At 59.4% G+C, this 20,338-nt stretch carries 21 protein-coding genes and 1 tRNA gene; 6 read left to right on the forward strand and 16 right to left on the reverse strand.

Features of this window, described 5'->3' with window-relative positions:
• Positions 1-63: 63 nt before the first annotated feature.
• The 12 genes from ACYQ54_RS13125 to ACYQ54_RS13180 all read right to left on the reverse strand — a co-directional run bounded on the left by ACYQ54_RS13125 (position 64) and on the right by ACYQ54_RS13180 (position 8,791).
• Positions 64-558, reverse strand: coding sequence for a GNAT family N-acetyltransferase (locus ACYQ54_RS13125; protein WP_460082932.1), 495 nt, complete (start codon positions 556-558; stop codon positions 64-66).
• A 30-nt stretch (positions 559-588) separates the two neighbouring features.
• Positions 589-1,071 (reverse strand): 23S rRNA (pseudouridine(1915)-N(3))-methyltransferase RlmH, encoded by a 483-nt coding sequence (gene rlmH / locus ACYQ54_RS13130; protein ID WP_460082934.1) that lies wholly within the window; start codon positions 1,069-1,071, stop codon positions 589-591.
• Between the two features lie 80 nt (positions 1,072-1,151).
• Positions 1,152-1,535, reverse strand: coding sequence for a ribosome silencing factor (gene rsfS, locus ACYQ54_RS13135; RefSeq protein ID WP_460082937.1), 384 nt, complete (start codon positions 1,533-1,535; stop codon positions 1,152-1,154).
• Positions 1,536-1,765: 230 nt separating this feature from the next.
• Positions 1,766-2,401: a nicotinate-nucleotide adenylyltransferase gene (locus ACYQ54_RS13140; protein ID WP_460082939.1), complete on the reverse strand. Its 636-nt coding sequence runs from the start codon at positions 2,399-2,401 to the stop codon at positions 1,766-1,768.
• Positions 2,402-2,425: 24 nt separating this feature from the next.
• Complete coding sequence (locus tag ACYQ54_RS13145; protein ID WP_460082941.1) at positions 2,426-3,736, reverse strand: glutamate-5-semialdehyde dehydrogenase; 1,311 nt, start codon at positions 3,734-3,736, stop codon at positions 2,426-2,428.
• Between the two features lie 65 nt (positions 3,737-3,801).
• Entirely contained in the window at positions 3,802-4,926 is a 1,125-nt protein-coding gene (gene proB / locus ACYQ54_RS13150; RefSeq protein WP_460082944.1) for a glutamate 5-kinase, read from the reverse strand.
• The gene (gene obgE / locus ACYQ54_RS13155; RefSeq protein ID WP_460082946.1) at positions 4,926-5,972 is read right to left on the reverse strand and encodes a GTPase ObgE; all 1,047 of its coding nucleotides are present in this window, start codon (positions 5,970-5,972) and stop codon (positions 4,926-4,928) included. Before obgE ends, proB begins: the two co-directional genes overlap by 1 nt.
• Before the next feature lie 46 nt (positions 5,973-6,018).
• On the reverse strand, positions 6,019-6,561 hold the full coding sequence (locus ACYQ54_RS13160) for a GNAT family N-acetyltransferase (RefSeq protein WP_460082948.1): 543 nt from the start codon (positions 6,559-6,561) through the stop codon (positions 6,019-6,021).
• Positions 6,561-7,130 (reverse strand): GNAT family N-acetyltransferase, encoded by a 570-nt coding sequence (locus ACYQ54_RS13165; protein WP_460082950.1) that lies wholly within the window; start codon positions 7,128-7,130, stop codon positions 6,561-6,563. Before ACYQ54_RS13165 ends, ACYQ54_RS13160 begins: the two co-directional genes overlap by 1 nt.
• On the reverse strand, positions 7,127-7,732 hold the full coding sequence (locus tag ACYQ54_RS13170) for a GNAT family N-acetyltransferase (RefSeq protein WP_460082953.1): 606 nt from the start codon (positions 7,730-7,732) through the stop codon (positions 7,127-7,129). Before ACYQ54_RS13170 ends, ACYQ54_RS13165 begins: the two co-directional genes overlap by 4 nt.
• 139 nt (positions 7,733-7,871) lie before the next feature.
• The gene (gene rpmA / locus ACYQ54_RS13175) at positions 7,872-8,141 is read right to left on the reverse strand and encodes a 50S ribosomal protein L27 (RefSeq protein ID WP_006933726.1); all 270 of its coding nucleotides are present in this window, start codon (positions 8,139-8,141) and stop codon (positions 7,872-7,874) included.
• Between the two features lie 50 nt (positions 8,142-8,191).
• Positions 8,192-8,791 carry a 50S ribosomal protein L21 gene (locus tag ACYQ54_RS13180; RefSeq protein ID WP_417708389.1) on the reverse strand — a complete coding sequence of 200 codons (600 nt, stop codon included), beginning with the start codon at positions 8,789-8,791 and terminating at the stop codon, positions 8,192-8,194.
• A 635-nt stretch (positions 8,792-9,426) separates the two neighbouring features.
• Here ACYQ54_RS13180 and ACYQ54_RS13185 point away from each other — a divergent pair.
• Positions 9,427-9,516 (forward strand) — tRNA-Ser (locus ACYQ54_RS13185).
• Between the two features lie 103 nt (positions 9,517-9,619).
• Here ACYQ54_RS13185 and ACYQ54_RS13190 read toward each other — a convergent pair.
• Positions 9,620-10,042, reverse strand: a complete 423-nt coding sequence (locus ACYQ54_RS13190) for a 2-oxo acid dehydrogenase subunit E2 (protein ID WP_460082956.1) — start codon at positions 10,040-10,042, stop codon at positions 9,620-9,622.
• A gap of 33 nt (positions 10,043-10,075) precedes the next feature.
• Here ACYQ54_RS13190 and ACYQ54_RS13195 point away from each other — a divergent pair, with 33 nt between their 5' ends.
• The 4 genes from ACYQ54_RS13195 (at position 10,076) to ACYQ54_RS13210 (ending at position 13,278) form a co-directional block, all read left to right on the forward strand.
• Positions 10,076-10,576, forward strand: a complete 501-nt coding sequence (locus ACYQ54_RS13195; protein ID WP_460082958.1) for an ATP-binding cassette domain-containing protein — start codon at positions 10,076-10,078, stop codon at positions 10,574-10,576.
• 29 nt (positions 10,577-10,605) lie between these two features.
• The gene (locus ACYQ54_RS13200; RefSeq protein WP_460082960.1) at positions 10,606-10,737 is read left to right on the forward strand and encodes a hypothetical protein; all 132 of its coding nucleotides are present in this window, start codon (positions 10,606-10,608) and stop codon (positions 10,735-10,737) included.
• Positions 10,738-10,828: 91 nt separating this feature from the next.
• Positions 10,829-11,599, forward strand: a complete 771-nt coding sequence (locus tag ACYQ54_RS13205) for a sulfotransferase family 2 domain-containing protein (RefSeq protein WP_460082962.1) — start codon at positions 10,829-10,831, stop codon at positions 11,597-11,599.
• Positions 11,600-12,150: 551 nt separating this feature from the next.
• The gene (locus tag ACYQ54_RS13210) at positions 12,151-13,278 is read left to right on the forward strand and encodes a heparin lyase I family protein (RefSeq protein WP_460082964.1); all 1,128 of its coding nucleotides are present in this window, start codon (positions 12,151-12,153) and stop codon (positions 13,276-13,278) included.
• A 20-nt stretch (positions 13,279-13,298) separates the two neighbouring features.
• Here ACYQ54_RS13210 and ACYQ54_RS13215 read toward each other — a convergent pair whose 3' ends face one another.
• The 3 genes from ACYQ54_RS13215 to ACYQ54_RS13225 form a co-directional block, all read right to left on the reverse strand.
• Positions 13,299-14,021 carry a FadR/GntR family transcriptional regulator gene (locus tag ACYQ54_RS13215; RefSeq protein ID WP_460082967.1) on the reverse strand — a complete coding sequence of 241 codons (723 nt, stop codon included), beginning with the start codon at positions 14,019-14,021 and terminating at the stop codon, positions 13,299-13,301.
• 199 nt (positions 14,022-14,220) lie between these two features.
• Positions 14,221-15,135 (reverse strand): response regulator, encoded by a 915-nt coding sequence (locus tag ACYQ54_RS13220; protein ID WP_460082970.1) that lies wholly within the window; start codon positions 15,133-15,135, stop codon positions 14,221-14,223.
• A complete protein-coding gene (locus ACYQ54_RS13225) occupies positions 15,125-18,514 on the reverse strand; it encodes a hybrid sensor histidine kinase/response regulator (protein WP_460082973.1) in 3,390 nt (1,129 codons plus the stop codon). Before ACYQ54_RS13225 ends, ACYQ54_RS13220 begins: the two co-directional genes overlap by 11 nt.
• A gap of 301 nt (positions 18,515-18,815) precedes the next feature.
• On the opposite strand from ACYQ54_RS13225, the gene urtA reads away from it, so the two are divergent.
• Entirely contained in the window at positions 18,816-20,102 is a 1,287-nt protein-coding gene (gene urtA / locus ACYQ54_RS13230; protein WP_460082976.1) for an urea ABC transporter substrate-binding protein, read from the forward strand.
• Positions 20,103-20,338 lie beyond the last annotated feature (236 nt).

Raw genomic sequence — 20,338 nt, forward strand, 5'->3', positions numbered from 1 at the left:
ATTTTTGTCATTGTGACGTAGCGACAACAGGTTTGCCTGCAAAAACCATATCCCTGTCTCTCACTATCCGTAATGCCTGTAGACAATATCATCAGGGTCCGGTCTGGGCGCAGACGTGTCCAGGGTGGCCCCAAGCCGTTCCGCAAGCCGTGCAGAGCGGGTGTTGTCGGCATCCATGTAGCTGACCAGCGACGGCAGCTGGCGGTCCTGCCGGGCCCAGTCACGAAAGGCCCTGGCGGCCTCAAGCGCGTAGCCCTTGCCTTCCGCATGTTCATAAACGAACCAGCCCAGTTCGTGTTCGGGAAATAGCGGCCCGTGATTGATGCCCACCTGCCCCAGAACCTCACCGGAGCCACGCGTCTCCATCATCAGCGCACCATGTCCCATCAACTGCCATTGCGCCACGTCATTGCAAAACATGCCCCAGGCGGAGAACCGTGACATCGGACCGCCCATGTACTGGGACCGGTCGGAAGCCATCAGCGCCTCGTAGTCCGGCCAGTCCGCCATGGTCATCGGCCGCAAGATCAGCCTTTCGGTTTCAAGTGCCGGTATCACCGGTTCTCTCCCAGAGTTTTTTCAGATGGTTCAAACACGGTGATAAGGGTGGCCGGACTGGATCGTCATGGCGCGGTAGATCTGCTCTGCCAGCAGAATGCGGGCGATCTGATGCGGCCAGGTCATGGCGCCCAGGGCCAGCTTAAGGTCGGCACGGCCCAGGACCTCCTGACCGTGGCCGTCAGCCCCGCCAATGGCAAAGACCACATCGGGAACGCCCTCGTCCTTCCAGTCTTCCAGCTTCCGGCTGAAGGCCGGGCTGGTCAGGTTCTTGCCGTTCTCGTCCAGCACCACCAGCCGCGCCCCCGCATTGAGCGCGGCAACGATGCCCCGCGCCTCTTCGGTCTTGCGGTCGTCGGCGCGCTGCGCACGACTTTCCGGCATTTCGGTGAGACTGACTTCGGTGATCCCAAGACCGCGGCCGGACTTCCGGGCGCGGTCGATATATCGGTCGAAAAGTTCTTTGTCCGCACCGGCTTTCATTTTGCCAATGCAGAAGAGCGTAAAGCGCATAGGTCCCCGCCGGAAATCGATCCGGTGAAAAATTTGCCCGGCAGCAGACGGAGGCCCCGTGTCAGGGCCTCAATGCCGGCTCAGCCGATGTAATGCGGTGCCGCATCCTCTTCCGGTGCCCACATCTTCTCCAGATTGTAGAAGCCGCGAACCTCCGGACGGAAGATGTGTACGATCACATCGCCCGCATCGATGAGCACCCAATCGCAAATGTTCAGACCCTCAACCGTTGCCGATCCGGCGCCGGCCGATTTGAGGTCTTTCAGCAAATGCTCGGCAATCGCCCCCACGTGACGATGGGAACGACCGGACACGATTACCATGTAATCGGCCAGCGAGCTCTTGCCTGCGATGTCGAGAGTAACAACGTCCTCAGCTTTGGAGTCGTCAAGACTGGTGAGGACCGTATCGAGGAGGTCTGCCGCAAGTTCTTTACCTACGGAAGCCTGCAGAGGAGAGGACATGTCTGTCCGCCCACTTTCAAAGGTCATGGTCAGGTGTTGTGCCTTTCGCCGTTTATGCCGTCCCGCGCCCAACGTCGTCACGAACTGAAACGTCCGACTTCGTACGTCACCCGTTTTGGATGCAGGACCGGTTGACCGTACCTCGGCCGCGCTCATCGCGACCGTCCTTATAATACCGCTTCCCGTTTGGCATTTTCAAGACACGCGGGAAATCTTGGCAAATCCGCCGTTTACCGCTTTTGTTTCAGGCGCAGATCGGTGGATGAAGTCCGGTCCAGGGGCGTGTGTAAAAAGGTCCAGACCGGCGCTTCCATTTCCGGCAGAAGTGCCGCATCCTCTTCAGGAAGCCTATATTTTTCATAGACTTTTGCCATTGGGGACGACAGCACCGACAGCGAAGCTCCAGGCCGGTCGACAATGGCGATCGGCACCGAGCCGACGATGGCGCGCCAATCCTGCCAGCGATGGAAGCCGGCTAAATTGTCAGCCCCCATGACCCAAACGAATCGGACAGATGGCCGCATCTGCCGCAGAGCGACGAGCGTTCTGGCTGTATAGGGCGTTCCCAGTACCTGCTCGAAGGCGGTCACTTTCATGCGTGGATGGCCGGCAAGATCAGCCGTCAGCCGCAACCGCCGTTCCAGCGGCGCAAGGTCCGAATGGCTCTTGAGCGGGTTACCGGGTGTTACCAGCCACCAGACCTGATCCAGCCCGAGCCGCTTCAGCACGGTTGCCGCCACCAGCCGGTGACCTGAATGGGGGGGATTGAAGGACCCGCCGAAAATGCCGATGCGGTTGCCCGGCTCGGCATGGGGCAGCTTCATCCAGTCGCGGTCCAGTCCCGCGCCAAGACTCAAGGGGCTCATCTGGGCGAACTCACAATTGGCCGGTCACGGACGTGTCTGGCCGGTGCCATGCACCTTGTATTTGAAGCTGGTCAGCTGCTCGACGCCCACCGGGCCCCGTGCATGCATGCGTCCCGTGGCAATACCGATCTCCGCCCCCATGCCGAACTCGCCGCCATCGGCAAACTGGGTGGAAGCATTGTGCAGAACGATGGCGGAGTCGACTTCCCGCTGGAATCGGTCGGCAGCCGCCTGATCCTCGGTCAGGATACAGTCGGTGTGGTTGGATCCATAACGCGCGATATGCTCCATCGCCGCATCGAGATCGTGAACCACCTTCACCGACAGGATCTTGTCCAGATATTCGGTCGACCAGTCGTCCTCACTTGCCGGCACGATGTTCTCGCAGATATCGCGCACAACGGCACCACCACGGATCTCGCAGCCCTTTTCCTGAAGTGCCTTCACGATCACCGGCAGGTGGCTGTGGGCCACGTCTTCATGCACCAGCAACGTTTCAAGCGCGCCGCAGATGCCTGTCCGGCGCAGCTTTGAATTGACGACCACCTCGACAGAGGTCTCGAGATCCGCCGCCTTGTCGACGAAGATATGAACCAGGCCTTCCAGATGGGCGAAGACCGGCACGCGGGCTTCGCTCTGCACGCGCTCGACCAGGCTGCGACCACCGCGCGGGACGATGACATCGAGATTGCCGTCAAGGCCGCGCAACATTTCGCCAACGGCGGCACGGTCGGTTACCGGGACAATCTGAATCGCATCTTCCGGCAGTCCTGCCGCCGCCAGCCCCTGCTGCAGGGCCGCATGGATCGCACGATTGGAATTGATGGTATCGGAGCCACCGCGCAGAACGACAGCGTTTCCGGCCTTCAGACACAAAGCGCCGGCATCCGCCGTCACGTTCGGGCGGCTTTCGTAAATGACACCGATAACGCCGAGCGGCGTGCGCACGCGTTCGATCTTCAGGCCGTTCGGCCGATCCCAGGCGGCAATCACGCTGCCGACGGGATCGTCCAGCGCGACGATATCCTCAAGGGCTTTGGCAATCGCCTCTATCCGCTCTTCGGTGAGCGTGCCCCTGTCCAGAAAGGCTGCCGTCTGGCCGCCTGCCTTCATCGCCTCGATGTCAAGCCCATTGCCGGCAAGAATGTCCGGTGTCGCGGCGCGAACGGCCGCGGCCATTTCACTCAAGGCCTTGTTCTTCTGATCTGCTGGAGCGATGGCAAGGATCCGGCCGGCAGCGCGGGCGCGTTGCCCGATCTCTGCCATCAAGTCCTCGGTCGTCTTTGCCTCGACTACTTCCAGCATACTCACTTGCTCCCGTTTTGCGGTGTTCACCACCGCCAGTCTTCCCGCGTTTTAGCGCGTTCCGCTCCAAAAGGCATCCATCTGATCGTTCACACTCAATCGAGCGCAGGCAGTTCCAGAACCAGATCATCCCGGTGGATCATTTCCGCACGACCCGGATAGCCGACAATGGCTTCAATCTCGCGGCTGTTGCGCCCGGCAATCAGCTGCGCTTCGTCAGCGTCATAGGCAATCAGCCCCCGGCCGATGATCCGGCCTTCCGGATTGAGCAGTATCACCGCGTCGCCACGCGAAAAACTTCCCGACACGGAGGTCACGCCGGCGGGCAGAAGGCTCTTGCCGGAAGCCATCGCCTTGACCGCGCCTGCGTCCAGCCGGATTTCGCCGCGTGGCTCCAGATGACCACCGATCCAGGCCTTGCGGGCACTGGCCGGCGAGCTGAGCGCCGGAAACCAGGTTCCACGGGCGCCCTGATCCAGCCGCTGAAGCGGATTGAGCTCCTTGCCGGAGGTAATCACCATTGATGTTCCGGCAGCCGTCGCGATCTTGCCTGCATCGATCTTCGTTTTCATGCCACCGCGCGAAAGCTCCGATCCGGCGGCACCGGCCATGGATTCGATTTCGTGGGTAATGCGCGGCACTTCCGGCAGGAACACCGCATCCGGGTCCTGCTGAGGGGGCGCGGTATAAAGCCCGTCGATATCCGAAAGCAGCACCAGGCAGTCGGCGCTGGCCATGGTCGCAACACGCGCGGCCAGACGATCATTGTCGCCGTAGCGGATCTCCGACGTGGCCACGGAATCATTTTCGTTGATGATCGGCACGGCCCCGAGTTTCAACAAGGTGCCGATGGTGGCGCGGGCGTTGAGATAGCGGCGGCGTTCTTCCGTGTCGCCGAGGGTCAGGAGGATCTGACCGGCCTTCTTGCCGTGGGCACCGAGTGCATCCGCATAGGCCTGCGCCAGCGCGATCTGTCCGGCGGCGGCTGCCGCCTGGCTTTCCTCGAGTTTCAACGGCCCGCCGGGCAGGCCCAGAATACCCCGGCCAAGCGCGATCGATCCGGAGGAGACAACCAGCACCTCGGCTCCGGCATCGGACAGTTTGACCACATCGGCGATCAGCGCATTCAGCCAGGTGCGCTTCAGCTCCCCCTTCTCGACAAGCAGGGCGGAGCCTATCTTGACAACGATGCGGCTGAAGTCTTTCAGACTGCGGGACATCAGGGATGCCAGCCCTCTTGTTCGGGTGCAGGCACCTGATTGGCTTCCTCTTCCTTGTCCCTGTCGATGGCACGCACGATCATGCGCAGCGCCCGGTCGACATTGAGACCGCTGGCCGAGGACAGGATCAGCGGTTTCTGGCCACAGGCCGCCTCCAGGCTGGCCGCCTTTTCCGCGATCAGCTCTTCGTTGAGTGCGTCGCACTTGCTGAGCGCCACGATTTCCGGCTTCTCCGTAAGCCCTGCGCCATAGGCCTCCAGCTCACCACGCACGACCCGGTAAGCTTCGCCCGGATCCTCCTGGCCGGAGCCGTCCACCAGATGAAGCAGCACGCGGGTGCGCTCGACATGGCCGAGGAAGCGGTCGCCAAGGCCGGTGCCTTCGTGGGCGCCCTCGATCAGGCCGGGAATGTCGGCCATGGCAAAGCTGCGGCCGTCGATCTGCACGATGCCGAGGTTGGGGTGAATGGTCGTGAAGGGATAGTCGGCGATCTTCGGCTTGGCAGCGGAAACCGTTGCCAGAAACGTGGACTTGCCCGCATTGGGCAGACCGACCAGACCGGCATCGGCGATCAGCTTCAGCCGCAGCCAGATCCATTTCTCCTCCCCCTCGAGGCCCGGATTGGCCCGGCGCGGCGCCTGATTGACGGAAGACTTGAAATGGGCATTGCCGAAGCCGCCATTGCCCCCCTTCAGTAGCGTCACCGTCTGGCCGAGTTCGGTCAGATCGGCGATCAGTGTCTCGTTGTCTTCCTCAAAGATCTGGGTGCCGACGGGTACCTTCAGCACAACGTCGCCACCATGAGCGCCGGTGCGGTTGCGGCCCATGCCGTGAATGCCGGTTTCAGCCTTGAAATGCTGCTTGTAGCGATAGTCAATCAGCGTATTGAGGCCGTCGACGCATTCGATGATGACATCGCCACCCTTGCCGCCGTCACCACCGTCCGGTCCACCATATTCGATGTATTTCTCGCGCCGGAACGACACGCAGCCGGCACCGCCGTTGCCGGAGCGCACATAGATCTTGGCCTGATCTAGGAATTTCATTTTCTTTTTCTCTTTTCGTCCTGTTTCAGGCCGGATCCCGGTCGGATCAATGGCCGTTCAGAAAGTCTGTTCGTGTCAGCTCGGTGCGGATGGCCGGCATCGTACAGCCTCGTGACACGCTGGCACAGCCCACTTCACCTACTACGCGGAAACCCAATTTCCGGGCAACGCCAAGCGACGCCGGATTATCCGTCATGGCTTCGCAGGCGACCAACTGGTGATCGGTGTTTTCGAACAGCCAGGCGACCACCACCTGTACTGCTTCGCTCATATATCCCTTGCCCCAATAGGCACGCCCCAGCCAATAGCCGATCTCCGGGGTCTCCCGCAACTTTTTGAAGCTGACACCGCCGATCATCCGGCCGTCGCAATCGATCTGGAAGCCAAGTTCCTCTGCCTCCTGCCGGTTCGACCAGCGCTCTGCCGAAAGTGCCAGATAGGCCCGGCCCTGCTCCAGATCGTAAGGATAGGTGACCCGCGACAGCATCTTGGCGACTTCATAGTCCCCCAGAAGCTCGGCGCAGCGGTCCAGATCCTCCGGGCGCGGGGCTCGAAGGATCAGACGCTCCGTCTTCAGAACGGGCAACATCAGGCAGCTTCCTTGCGCGCGTCGAAATCGGCCCGCGCAAGGCGCACGATGACATTGGAAACCCTGCGATCCAGCGCCTTGGAGAACCGTTCCGTCATGGAATAGGGCTTGAAACCCATCTTCCGCAAAAGACCGCGTGAACGGAAATTGTCCTCAAAGGCACGGGCTGCAATGGCATCTGTCTCAAAAGCCTCGAATGCCCAGGTGAGAACAGCCTCAACCGCCTCGCTGGCATAACCATGGCCCTGAAACGCCCGGCCAAGCCAGTAGCCGAGTGTCGGCAGGTTCGGCAGGTCATCCAGATCGCCCGGAGGCTCGATGGCGACCACGCCGATGAACACCCCGCCGAGAGTGATCGCAAACAGCGCTTCTGTTTCAAACGGATCCTTGCCGACGACGGTCTTCAGGAACGCTTCGGCAGCACCATCCTCATAGGGCCAGGTGAACGAGGACATCCATCTGGCGACCTCGAAATCCTTGCCTGCCAGGGCGACCATGGCCTCGGCGTCCAACAGTTCGATCGGTCGCAGGATCAGGCGTCTCGTTTTCAGTTCCGGTAACATGCTCATCGTCCCTGCCCCCATCTTTTCAATGACTTCCAGACTGCCCGCTCCAGCGTATAGCGCTCGATCGGCACCGAGCCACCCGCCCCGATGGAGCGGATCATGGCCTGGTCGCGATACTGAAATCCGGATTTCACGAGCACCCGGCGCGATGCCGGGTTGGTAACCCTGCAGGATCCCTGCAGCTCGCCAATGTCATGATAGGTGAAGGCGTGGTCGACCAGTGCATGCACCGCTTCGGTTGCCAGACCCTGGCCCCAGAAGGGTTCACCCAGCCAATAGCCGACATGCACCGGACCGCCGGGCTCGACATTGGCATACCGCGTGATGCCGATCAGCCGGCCGGTTAACTTCAGGCGGATGGCAAAGGTTGCAGAATGGAGCTGGTTGATCGCGGACTTGGCGACCAGCGACCGTGCATCCTCCAATGTGAAGGGATGCGGCATGGTGGAAAGGTTTGCCGCCACTTTCTTGTTGTTGGCCAGAAATACCATATCGGCCAAATCGTCCATACGCGGCTTGTCGAGCCGCACACGAACCGCTTCCTGCGGCAATGGGGCCGCAGCCAGACTGCTTTCGTCTAATAAACCATCACTTTCAACAACCATCTTTTCCTCCAGCCAAAACAAATCAAGGGAGAGATGGCGCCCCATCTCCCCCTTGGATCTCTGACTGGTCGGATTGCTGACCTGTCTCGAATTGCCGGGGTCTTACGGGACGCCGGCGTTTCGAAACTTCACGTCGGCTTTACTCCGCTGCTTCCGCTACCGGGAGCACGTTAATGTAGGTTCGCTTGTTGGCTTTCGCCTGGAACTCTACCTTGCCTTCCACGGTCGCGAAGATGGTATGGTCCTTGCCCATACCAACGCCGGTGCCCGGGTGCCAGGTAGTGCCGCGCTGACGCGCGATGATGTTGCCGGGAATCACAGCTTCCCCGCCGAATTTCTTGATGCCGAGACGGCGGCCAGCTGAGTCGCGGCCGTTGCGGGACGAGCCGCCTGCCTTTTTATGTGCCATCGTTAGAACTCCTCGTTCTTCGAATACTTGTTAGGTTCGGGAGCGGCGGCTTAGTTGCCAGCCAGTTCCTTGGCCTGCTCAACCCAATTTCCGCGTTCGAACTTGCCCTTCAGGCCAGTTTCTTCTTCAACGCGTGCGACATCGTCAGCGGACATGGCTGCGATCTGAGCGAAGGTGGTGATACCCGCCTCGTTCAGTTTCTTCACAGCAGCCGGACCAGCGCCGTCCAGCTTCTTCAGGTCATCGCCGCCTTCTGCTGCAGCCGGAGCGGCTTCAGCGGTTTCTTCAGCCTTCGGCGCTGCCTTCTTCGGCGCTGCCTTCTTGGCCGGCTTTGCACCACCGGTCAGGATGTCGGTCACCTTTACGAGGGTGAACGCCTGACGATGGCCGTTGCGGCGGCGGGAATTCTGACGCCGGCGCTTCTTGAAAATGATAACCTTGCGGTTACGGCCCTGCTCGACCACTTCAGCAACCACGGAAGCGCCTTCCACAAGCGGAGCGCCAACGGTGGTGTCGGTGCCATTGCCGACCATCAGAACCTCTTCAAAGGTGATGGTGCTGCCGGCTTCGGCTTCGAGTTTTTCGACCTTCAGGAGGTCATCGGCGGCAACAGTGTACTGCTTGCCACCCGTCTTGATCACTGCGAACATGTCTCGCACGTCCTTCTTTTCGTTTTTGACACACCGGAACGGGTTGTTACACCATCGAACCGGCTGCTTTTCAGGTCGAACCGAGGCGCCTGTCCCTCCAGGTCTTGATCCTGGCTGACAAGTCTTTGTGTCGGGTTGCGCGTGAAGCTTTTAAAGCCCGGCAGGCCTTGAACGACAAACAGAACTCGAAAAAGCGAACCTTTTCGAGCTCGCGCAATATAGTCGGCCCGTGTTCGTTGTCAAACGGAAATCTGGCCTTTTAGCCGCATAACCGCTTGTTTTCGAATCCCTTGCGCCCGCGCCTTCGCGGCGGGTTCTCTCAACGTTCATCGCGATTGCCGCAAACGGGGTAACGTTGATCCACATCTCCAGCCGTTATCGGGGCAGGCCCGCATCAGGTCAATCCGAATCTCCGCGATGCTCCCTCCAGCCCTTTCCAGAAGCCTCTGCCAGACAGGGTTTCAACACGCGCAACCGCTTCCATAGACTGTCAATCCACGCCTCGAAACCAGACAAACCGGGCGAAAACGGCCCCAATCCACAAACTGAAAAAAGAACTCATTTCCGGGCTTGCAGGGCGCGCAGAGTGTGTCTATGTTCCGCGCCACTTGAGACCCGTTTATCGCAAGTGCCGCGGAGAGGTGCCGGAGTGGTTGAACGGGGCGGTCTCGAAAACCGTTGTGCGGGCAACCGTACCGAGGGTTCGAATCCCTCTCTCTCCGCCATTCTTCCTACCCTTACTTTTTCAACATCCAGAGCTCCTAGCTCGCCTTCGGGCATTGCCTGTCGGAAGAACCTTCCTTGGAAGGCCGGACGAGCGCGCGCGCCTCACATCACCATCCACCGAGGCTTCTTCAGCGGACCTGCGTAATAACTCAGGAAGCGGGCCGCGTCAGCGCCGTTGATGACTCTGTGATCGTAGCTGAGGTCGAGGGGCACCATCTGGACGGGCTGGAAAGCCTCGCCGTCCCAGACAGGGGCCACTTCGGTGCGGGTGATGCCGAGAATGGCGACTTCGGGTGGGTTGCCGATGGGAGTGAAGGCGATTCTGCCGATGCCACCGAGGTTGGTGATGGTCATGGACGCGCCGCCCATTTCGTCAGGGCGCACCTTGCGCCGCTGCGCCCCTGCGCTCCTGCGCTCCTGCGCTCCTGCGCTCCTGCGCTCCAACGCCCTGAGGGCGAGATTGGCGATTTCCGCGGCGATCTGCCAGAGGCCTTTCCGGTCAACGTCCCGGACAACGGGCACCATCAAGCCGTGGGCGGTGTCGACCGCGATACCTAGGTGCGCATAGTCCTTCAGGAACTGAGCCTTGCAGAAGAACTGGCGGTTGCCGAAAACATCTATCTCGGTGAACTACCAAGGAAGAGTTTCGGCCGGGTCGACTGGCAGAAACTGCATGAACAGACCAACCGCATTCCGGAGATGCTCAAGGTCAGCTTCGACGCGCGCACGCGTGTCGGCGACCTTTCCATCGCCAACCGGCAGATGGTGGAAATCGCCCGCGTCCTGACCGCGGAAGCCAAGGCAGTCATCGTTGACGAACCGACGCGCGGGATCGACGTCGGCAGCAAATCCGGGATCCATAATCTGATCCGTGATCTGGCAAGTCAGGGCTATGCGGTTATCGTCATCAGTTCTGAAATACCGGAGGTCCTGCATGTCAGTGACCGTATCGTCGCCATGCGCAGCGGCGAGATCATCCGGACGTTCACCTCCGAGGAAATCACTGAAGACAATCTCATCCAGGCCATTTCCGGCATCAGGCCGGACAAGGCTGCCTGATGCAGGTCGGACTTGCAGAGCCCGGCAGGATGGGCGTGCGCTTAACCGCAAATCTGGCCGCCACCGGTCTGGACGTGAACGAGTGGAACCGTACGCACGAAACCGCTCAGACCCTCGCCTCCTCTACAGGCGCCCTTCAATCTTCGCGGCCTTTCCAATAAGATTTCCAGGCTTTCATGATCGTTTGGTGCCGTGTGGCCGTACCGATCTACCGAAGTGTAGGATACACTCTGCAGGTGCCGGGAGGGATTATTGGCGTTTGAAAAAAAGATTTTCTTTTGCCACATCCCCAAAACAGCCGGCACATCTTTGCGCCTGGCGCTTCAACAGGCTGTTGGTGAAGCAGCCGTCGTACCCTCTCAAGCGCTGATTTCCCTGTATCAAGGCCGCTACCCGCCACTCCACAAAGCCTTGCAGGAACTGCAGGACAAACCCGAGTACCGCCTGTTTCGGGGGCACTACAACTACTGGGTTCGAAAATATCTTCCGAAAGACGTTCTGACGATCGCAGTGCTGCGAGATCCGGTGGAGCGGACCGTTTCCCTCATTCGGCACCATCTGGCAGACAGAAGAATGACTGAGGCAGATGCCCGGGAAAGCCTGGATCAGGGAACATTGCCTGTTCCTGACAATGCGATGTGCCGGTATCTGGGTGATTTCCCTATTCAGGCGGAAGGTGAAGAGCTTTCGAACCGGCTCCTTGCTTCCAAAACCGACCCGATTGATGATCCCGAAGCTCTTCTGAAACGGGCCATTTCGGCTGGTCGCACCGTGGATATCCTTGGATTTACCGATGACATGCCGAATCTCTTCGAACAGATCTCGCAGAAAACAGGTCTGTCCCTGGCGATGCGACGGGACAATCCGAGCCGCTATCCTTCGCTTTCTCTTTCGGAAGACCAGATGGACGTGATCAGAACGCATAATGCCTTTGATCTTCGGCTTTACCAGACGATGCGATCCGACCGGAACAGCAGCAAGCTGACGCGCCTTGTAAAGCGAACGGGACTGTTCGGGCGCTGACGTCTCATCAGAAGCTTCTGCGCGTACGGAGTTTGAACCTGTCCCTGCTGCGGACTGGAAATTGCAGAACATCCATCGGCACGAAACAAGGTCAGACAAACGTTCCTGTTACTACGCGGTGTCACTGCAGACACACGTGGTCAACGCGCTGGACCGCACGGCCCAATGCCTCGATATGCTTCAAGTCCGCGGCGCCGTCCGTGCCCAATGGTCTGCAAATCGCCTCGGCACCAATTCGTCCAGAACTGGAGTACATATCTTCACCACGCTCGCGAAGCGGGTACCGGCGGCTCTGGCGCACAGGTCTCGCGCATCGACCATGACATCCAGCCTTTTTTCTGGAGTAACTGAATAACCGAATTCCGTCTTTAGCTGCACAAACGCCTACCTTACCTTGCGGACCTTTGTGGTCCCGGGCTACTCTATTCCCGGTTTAATTGCTAATTTAGACACCTATTGCGCGTTTTGCTTCACGCTCAAGCAAGCTGATTTGAGAACTGGCCAAGACCGTAGGAGTTCATCTGGCCCGCGAATGTAAATTGGGGGAGCAAATGACTTTCAGATTTCTCTTGGGACTGTTTCTTCTTACAGGTCTGACCGTTCCGGCCTCATCGGCTGAACTTTCTGAAAAATTCGATGCTGGCAACCTCGACCAGGCGATCTGGGATGTCTGCCAGGCTGACTACCCAAGGCTCGTCGCATTCCGCGAAGACGGTCAGAACGAGCCGAAACAGCGCTATCTTTCTCTGTCGATCGACGAGGATCGCGGTAATGTTGACGAGTGCGTCCATCTGGAGACGGCCACGGATTTGCAAGCGCCTGAAGAGGGTGAAATCCGGTTTGACGACATGTCGCAGGATTTCCTGTCCGACTTCGGAATGAGCCTGATTGCCCCAAAAAGCCTGGAGAGCGCGGCAGAGTGCGACGATGGCGATGAAGACAACGTCCAGCGCAACGAGTTACGCCTGCTGCAAAACAAGCACATTCACAATGTGGTCGATCCTCACTGGTATTCCATTCGGTTTCGCCTCAATGGCGACATCCCACCTTGCGGCTCCAGCCGCTGGATCACTGCTCAGTGGAAATACAAATTCAAGAAGAAATGGCAGCACAAGGATTACAAACCCAATCCCGTCGTGGCGCAAAGGTTCGACAACGGCGTTCTGCATGTCACCGTCCAGAACGAGCGGTGCCGTTGCATGGTTGCGGTTGCCGATGGCGATCCGTACTTCAAGCCTGAAGTGGCCCAATCATTCGCCGCACCGGAGACGTTGACCGCCGAGAGGTTGAAAGAGACGGCCCCGCTGAAATGTTTCCTGTCCGGCGAGGATTTCGATGGGTCTCCGCCCAGCTGCACTCCTTCGGGTTTCAAGCTCCTGACAATCGACGGAACCGCCCCGCCCCGTTTGCCAGATCCGAAAAAGGACTGGGTAACGATGACCTACCGGATCAAGGGGACAGACCGGCACGACGGGCTGATCGATATTTACGCGAACGGATCCTTTATCACCCGCGTGACCGGTCTCATCGGTTACGAAAAGGCAAACCCCGGCAAGGTGAAATTCAAATTCGGCGTCTACAGAGCCGGATTGCCGGGAACTGCGGCAATGGATGTTGACGAAATCTGTATCTCGGAAAACATTGAGGCCTGCCAACCAGCGCTCACAACGTTCGATTGAACCGAACAGGGCCGACTGCGCTAAACTCTGGAGCCCAACTTGACCTGAACGTTGAGGCGGGACGCTGCTCCCTGAACATGGGCTGCCATGGCTTCACGAGCGCCTGTCCTGTCGCCTGCCTCGATTGCCTCCAGCACCCGGCTATGCTCGCTGAAGGTGATCTCGACAAGATTGTCTTTTGCATAGAGATCCGAGGTAACGCGGGTGGTTTCCTTCAACCGCGAGGAAATGTAGCAGATGATGGCAAAAAGATAGGAATTTCCGGCCGCCTTGCCGATGGCCCTGTGAAACACGGCGTCGGCTTCCAGCCGTTGTTCATCGAACTGCTTGTACCCCTCGAGAATGGCGACCGCAGCCCGCATCTCCCTGAGGTCGGCTCCGGTGCGCCGCATGGCGGCAAGGCCGGCGGCTTCGATTTCCAGGAGACCGCGCAACTCGAACAGGTCGGCGAGATTTCCCGACTTGTCGAGTGACCGTATGTCGACCCGGAAGGTTTCGCGTTCTGAAACAGGTTTGACAACGGCACCGCGCCCCTGACGCGATTCTATGACGCCATCAGACCGGAGCCGGGCAATGGCTTCCCGCACCACATTCCGGCTGACACCAAAGGTTCCGGCAAGAGCATGTTCAGTCGGCAAGGTATCGCCGGGCATCAGTTCGCCATCTTGGATTTTTGCCATGATGTCCGCAGCGATGCGGTCCGGCAACAGCGACGACCGACGCACTTCCCGAAACTCCGCCATGCCGGGCTCCTCTTTGCATTGCCGCTGGGTTATTCGTGTTCTTCAACGGCTTAATGCATCCATAGGCTAAGCACGTGTGCTTGTCGAGCCAATCGGCACAGTGGTTTCAGATGGCGGAAACCCGCCATTCTCGCCGGTTGAACGCAATTGGGCTATCAGATTGCAGAGGGAGCTAAGAGACCCGTTCCACCTGGAAGTCCTAAAGCGCGTAGATCACCTCTGCGGCGCGCACGGCGGCGGAGGCGCGGTTCTCGACGCCGAGTTTGACGAAAATCTGCTCCAGATGCTTGTTCACGGTGCGCGGCGACAGCCCCAGAATTTCGCCGATATCCTTGTTGGACTTGCCTTTGGCGATCCAGATGAGAACTTCCGCCTCACGCTGTGTGAGTTCAAAGCTGCCCTGCAGCGCGTGAACCTGACCGGCTTCATCCTCCGCAGTGACGCGGAACAGGTTCTCGTCCGGGCCCACACGGCCGAGCGGATGAAGCTGAACAGCAAGATTTTCCGACAGTCCGAGCATGAAACTCTTGCGCCGCTCGCCCGCAGAATGCGGCCCGTCCAGCCAATCCCCCAGGGCCCGACCCAACCTGAAGAGGCTGGTTTCCGCAGCACCCGTTTTTGCAAGCAGATTCTGAATCTGCGGTGTCGACCACAGGACCGTCCCTTCCTGCGTCACGGCCACCAGATGGCGGCCTGCTGCATCCAGCGCCACATGCGCACTTTGAACCGAACGGGCGTTCTTCAAATGTACCTTGATCCGCGCCTTCAGCTCATCGACGTCGATCGGTTTGGTCAGGAAGTCGACACCGCCTGATTCCAGTGCCTTGACGATATGTTCGGTTTCCGAAAGTCCGGTCATGAATATGACCGGCACGTGCTGGAGCGCCGGATTTTCCTTGATCTGCCTGCAGGTTTCGAAACCGTCGAGGCCTGGCATGACAGCATCCATCAGGATCGTGTCCGGCGTCACCTTGTTGCAGATGTTCAGCGCGGTTTCCCCGCTGGTCGCCACCAGAACGGCAATGCCGGTCTTTTTCAGGGCTTCTGTGACGAAGCCGAGCGTTTCCGGACTGTCGTCAACCACAAGAACCGTATCGCGACGATCATCCGTCATGTGTTTCCAATTCACTCAAGACGTTTTTGTAAGCATCGAAATCGAACCGGGCGAGATGGGTGTTCAATGCTTCGATCAGGGGCAGGTTTTCCGGTGCTTTCGCCAACTCGTTCAACTTGGCCTCAATGCCTTCCACGTAGCCTATCTCAGCAAGCGAGATCAGGTCGGCGACATGATCGGCACCGGGCGACTTCAAGGGAACCTTTCGGGCTGGTTCCACGTTCCGTTCGACGGGCAGCTCGGTCCACACAACACTCATGTGCTTTTGCAGCAGGTCGTAAAGCTGGCCGATACCAAAGGGCTTTGCAAGGGTCGCCGAATGATGCGCTGGGCCGTCAGGTCGCAAGGCCTTGTCGCCGATGTTGGCGGACAGCATGATGATCGGCGCCACCGCGCCCCTGTCCCGCAATTCCTCGGCAAGCTCCCAACCGTTCATTCCCGGCATCAGGATGTCGATCAGGTAGAGATCCGGCTTGAGCGGCTCGACGGTCTCAAGACAGGCCCGGCCTGTGTCGGCTTCGACAACGGCAAAGCCGATGGGCTTGAGGATATCGCAGACGAGCGAACGGTGATCCGGATTATCATCGATCACGGCCACCGTTTTCCGAGGACCGACGTAGCCTCTTACCTGTTTTTCCAGACGGATGGTGTCGACCGGCCGGTCGACAGCCGCCAGCATCAGCCGAACTTCGAAGGAGGCGCCTTGGCCCGGTTCACTGGACAGTGCAATGGCTCCGCCCATGGTTTCCGTCAGAAGTTTGGTGATGGTGAGCCCGAGGCCCAGGCCCGGCGTCTTGGCACCGTCGGCGGTCCTGCTGCGGCCGAACGGTTCGAAAATCTTGACCTGCTCATCAAGTGCGATGCCCGGTCCGCTGTCTGTCACAACAAAGCTGGCCACCTGCGACCGGTAGCTGACGGAAAGTGAAACGGTGCCGTCGGAGGTGAATTTGATCGCGTTGGACAGTAGATTGACCAGGATCTGTCGCAGGCGCTTTTCGTCGGTCCTGACGAAAGCCGGAAGATTGGGTGCCCGGGAATAGCTGAAGCCGAGTCCCTTGGCGGCTGCCTGCATGCGGAACATGTCGACAATCTGGTCCAGGAACTCATGAATGTTGATCTCGTTGGAATAGATCTGCAGCCGTCCCGCTTCGATGCGCGAAATATCCAGAAGACCGTCGATCAGGCCCGACAGGTGCTCGGCACTGCGTCGGATGGTGCTGATGGCCGGTTTGCGGGCCGTGGGCACGCTGTCGTCCCGTTCCAGAACCTGGGCATAGCCCATGACGGCGTTAAGTGGCGTTCTGAGTTCGTGACTGAGGCCAACCACGTAGCGGCTCTTGGCAAGGTTGGCCGCTTCGGCATTTTCCTTGGCCTTTTGAAGGGCCGCATCGGTAACGCTGTGGGCATCGATTTCCTTCTGGAGCAACGCGTTCTGGCGCATGGATTCTTCTTCTGCGACCCGGCGGGTGTCATGGGCCAGCACCAGGAACCAGCAGGCAATGCCGACAACAATGGCAAAGACGAAGAAGATCAACAGCACCGTCTGGCCGATGATGCCGGTCGGATCTCCCAGACGGTTCTCGGCTTGCGCATAAATAATCCAGAGCACCAGGCCGATCGCGGCGTTGGACAGGACCGAGATGAGCGCGTAGCGCCCCAACCGGGATTGCAGGAATTCCATCGCCCTTTCCGGCAGAACCCGGCCCGCGACGGTGCCGACCTGATAAGACAACCGCGCCTTCGGTTTGCAGCTGTCATGGCAGCGGGCATCAAGCGAACAGCACAGCGAGCAGATCGGCGACTGATAGGCGGGGCAATAGGCCATATCTTCCGGCTCGAACGGGTTTTCGCAGATCGAACAAGCGATGTGATCCTTCGATTGCCAACTTTGGCGCGGCTTGCGGGCCAGATAGAACCGTCCCCTGGTCGCATAGGCGATCAGAGGTGCGGCCACGAAGGCGATGGCCATGGCCAGAAAAGTGGCCAGGGCTTCGGCGGTCTTGCCGAATTCGCCGAAATGTGCGGCAAGGGCCAGACCGGCGGCCAGCAGCATCGCACCGGTGCCGACCGGATTGATGTCATAGAGATGCGCGCGCTTGAACTCGATGCCCGGAGGCGACAGCCCGAGAGGCTTGTTGATGAAGAGATCCGCCGAGATGGCCGATAGCCAGGCCATTGCAATGATGGAAAAAACGCCAAGGGTTTCCTCCAGCAGCCGGTAGATGCCGAGTTCCATCAGCAGCAGGGCGATACCGACATTGAAGACCAGCCAGACCACACGCCCCGGATGAGAATGGGTGAGGCGCGAGAAGAAGTTCGACCAGGCGAGCGACCCCGCGTAGGCGTTCATCACGTTAATCTTGAGCTGCGCCACCACCACGAAGGCCGCCATCAGCAGAAGGACAACGGTTTCGTTCGGGATCATGTAGCCAAAGGCAATGGCGTACATGCGCGAAGGTTCGTCGGCATGCTGAACCGGAACACCGTGCGACAGCACAAGCACCGCCAAAAACGACCCGGCTATCATCTTCGGAGCACCGAGAACGACCCAGCCAGGCCCGGCCAGGAACAGGGCAAGCCTGTGCCTGCGGCGGGCAAAATCCTGCGCAGGCAGAAACCTGAGAAAATCCACCTGTTCGCCGATCTGGGCCATCAAGGCCAGGATGACCGCAGACGCCGCACCGAAACTGACCAGGTTGATACTGTCCCAGCCCCCCACTGTCGTGCGCGGCGCCTGTGTGACCGGATCGATGCCGGAAAACGTCAGCCATTCGCCGACGGCCTGCCAGTCTGTAAAGGCGATGAAGACGAACGGCAGGATGTTCAGAATGATCCAGAAAGGCTGGGTCGCGAGCTGAAAGCGGCTGATCCAGGTAATGCCGTGGGTGACGAGCGGAATGACCGCAATCGCGCTGATGACATAGCCGAGCCACAAGGGCACACCGAAGGCAAACTCCAGCGCGCTCGACATGATGGAGGCTTCAATCGCAAAGAGTATGAACGTGAAACTGGCATAGATCAGCGACGTAACGGTCGATCCTATGTAGCCGAACCCGGCACCGCGCGTCAGCAGATCAATGTCGACGCCGTACCGCATGGCATATCGGCTGATCGGCAGGCCGACGATCAACAGCACAAGGCTGCCGACCAGGATGGCCAGGAACGCATTGGCCGTTCCGTGGGACAGGGTGATCGCCCCGCCGATGGCTTCCAGTGCCAGGAAAGAAATCGCACCGATCGCCGTCTGGGAAATCGCCCTGGAGGAAAAGCGGCGTGCGCTCTTGGCAGTGAACCTGAGCGCATAGTCTTCCAGGGTCTGGTTGTTGACCCATTTGTTGTACTGGCGCCTGACCGGCAGAATGCGTTGACGTGCCCTCACGTCGCCATCCCCATACCGGCACAATCTGCCCAATTCCCGGGCAAGTGACTATTTATTCGGCAATCGCCATTGTTCATTGCCTGAATTCCGCCCCGTTTTTTTTATTCAGCCCCTCTACCCAGCACATTTCATGCCGTCTTCGCCTTCGGCATGGCGGGGCGGCCTTTCAAGCCGGTTACGTCAATTGACGTATGTTGCAGTGCAGTCGTGCCAGTGCACGATCCTCTCCTGACAGCGGCACTCCTTCCAGCCGCCAATCACCGGCGTGGGAACCGGTGACGTCAAGCAAAGGGGAACATCCATGAAAAACTCATTCACCAAACTCGCACTGGCAGGCCTGATGGCCTCCACGATGATCGGCGGCGCATCCGCCCAGGAAGACACGATCAAGGTCGGCATCCTGCACTCGCTCTCCGGCACCATGGCCATTTCGGAAACCACCCTGAAAGACGCCATGCTGATGCTCATCGAAGAGCAGAACAAGAAGGGTGGCCTGCTTGGCAAGAAACTGGAAGCGGTCGTCGTCGACCCGGCATCCGACTGGCCGCTGTTCGCCGAAAAGGCGCGTGAACTGATCGAAGTCAACGACGTCGATGCCGTCTTCGGCTGCTGGACGTCCGTTTCGCGCAAGTCCGTTCTGCCGGTATTCGAAGAACTCAACTCGCTGCTGTTCTATCCGGTCCAGTATGAAGGCGAAGAATCCCAGCGCAACGTCTTCTACACGGGCGCAGCTCCGAACCAGCAGGCCATTCCGGCCGTCGACTACCTGATGAACGAAGAAGGCGTCGAGCGCTGGGTTCTGGCCGGTACCGACTACGTCTATCCGCGCACGACCAACAAGATCCTTGAAGCCTACCTGAAGTCCAAGGGTGTGGCTGAAGAAGACATCATGATCAACTACACGCCGTTCGGTCATTCCGATTGGCAGACGATCGTGTCCGACATCAAGACCTTTGGCTCTGCCGGCAAGAAAACCGCCGTGGTCTCCACCATCAACGGCGATGCCAACGTGCCGTTCTACAAGGAACTCGGCAACGCCGGCATCAAGGCTGAAGACATTCCTGTCGTCGCCTTCTCCGTGGGTGAAGAAGAACTCGCCGGTCTCGACACCGCTCCGCTCGTCGGTCACCTGGCTGCCTGGAACTACTTCCAGTCCGCAGACACCGAAGCCAACGCCGAGTTCATCGACGCCTGGCACGCCTACATCGGTGACGAAAAACGCGTAACCAACGACCCGATGGAAGCCCACTTCATTGGCTTCAACATGTGGGTTGAAGCGGTCAAGAAGGCCGGCAGCACCGATCCGGACGCCGTGATCGATGCCATTGTCGGTGTCAGCGTTCCGAACCTGACCGGTGGCTACTCCGCCATGATGCCGAACCACCACATCACCAAGCCGGTGCTGATCGGTGAAATCCAGGAAGACGGTCAGTTCGAGACCGTGTGGGAAACCTCCGGCCTGGTTGTCGGCGATGCCTGGTCGGATTACCTGGACGGTTCCAAGGACCTGATCTCCGATTGGCGCGCGCCGCTTTCCTGCGGCAACTTCAACACCGCCACCGGCAAGTGCGGCGGCTCCGGGTCTTAAGGGAGGACACGGAGTTCGGGCGGGTCTTACGAGACCCGTCCTCTTCTTCCCCCGGTTTTCCAACCGGAAAGGTTTGCCTGGAGAGACGCTCCTAGCTCTCCCCTCATCCTGAGGAGGACCACAAGGTCCGTCTCGAAGGATGGGCGGCAACCCCGGAAGCAAGTGGCCCATCCTTCGAGACGCCGCACTGCGGCTCTTCAGGATGAGGTCGTCAGGTGAAAGTTCAAAACACCGGT

This window comes from Roseibium sp. LAB1 (genome assembly GCF_054658235.1).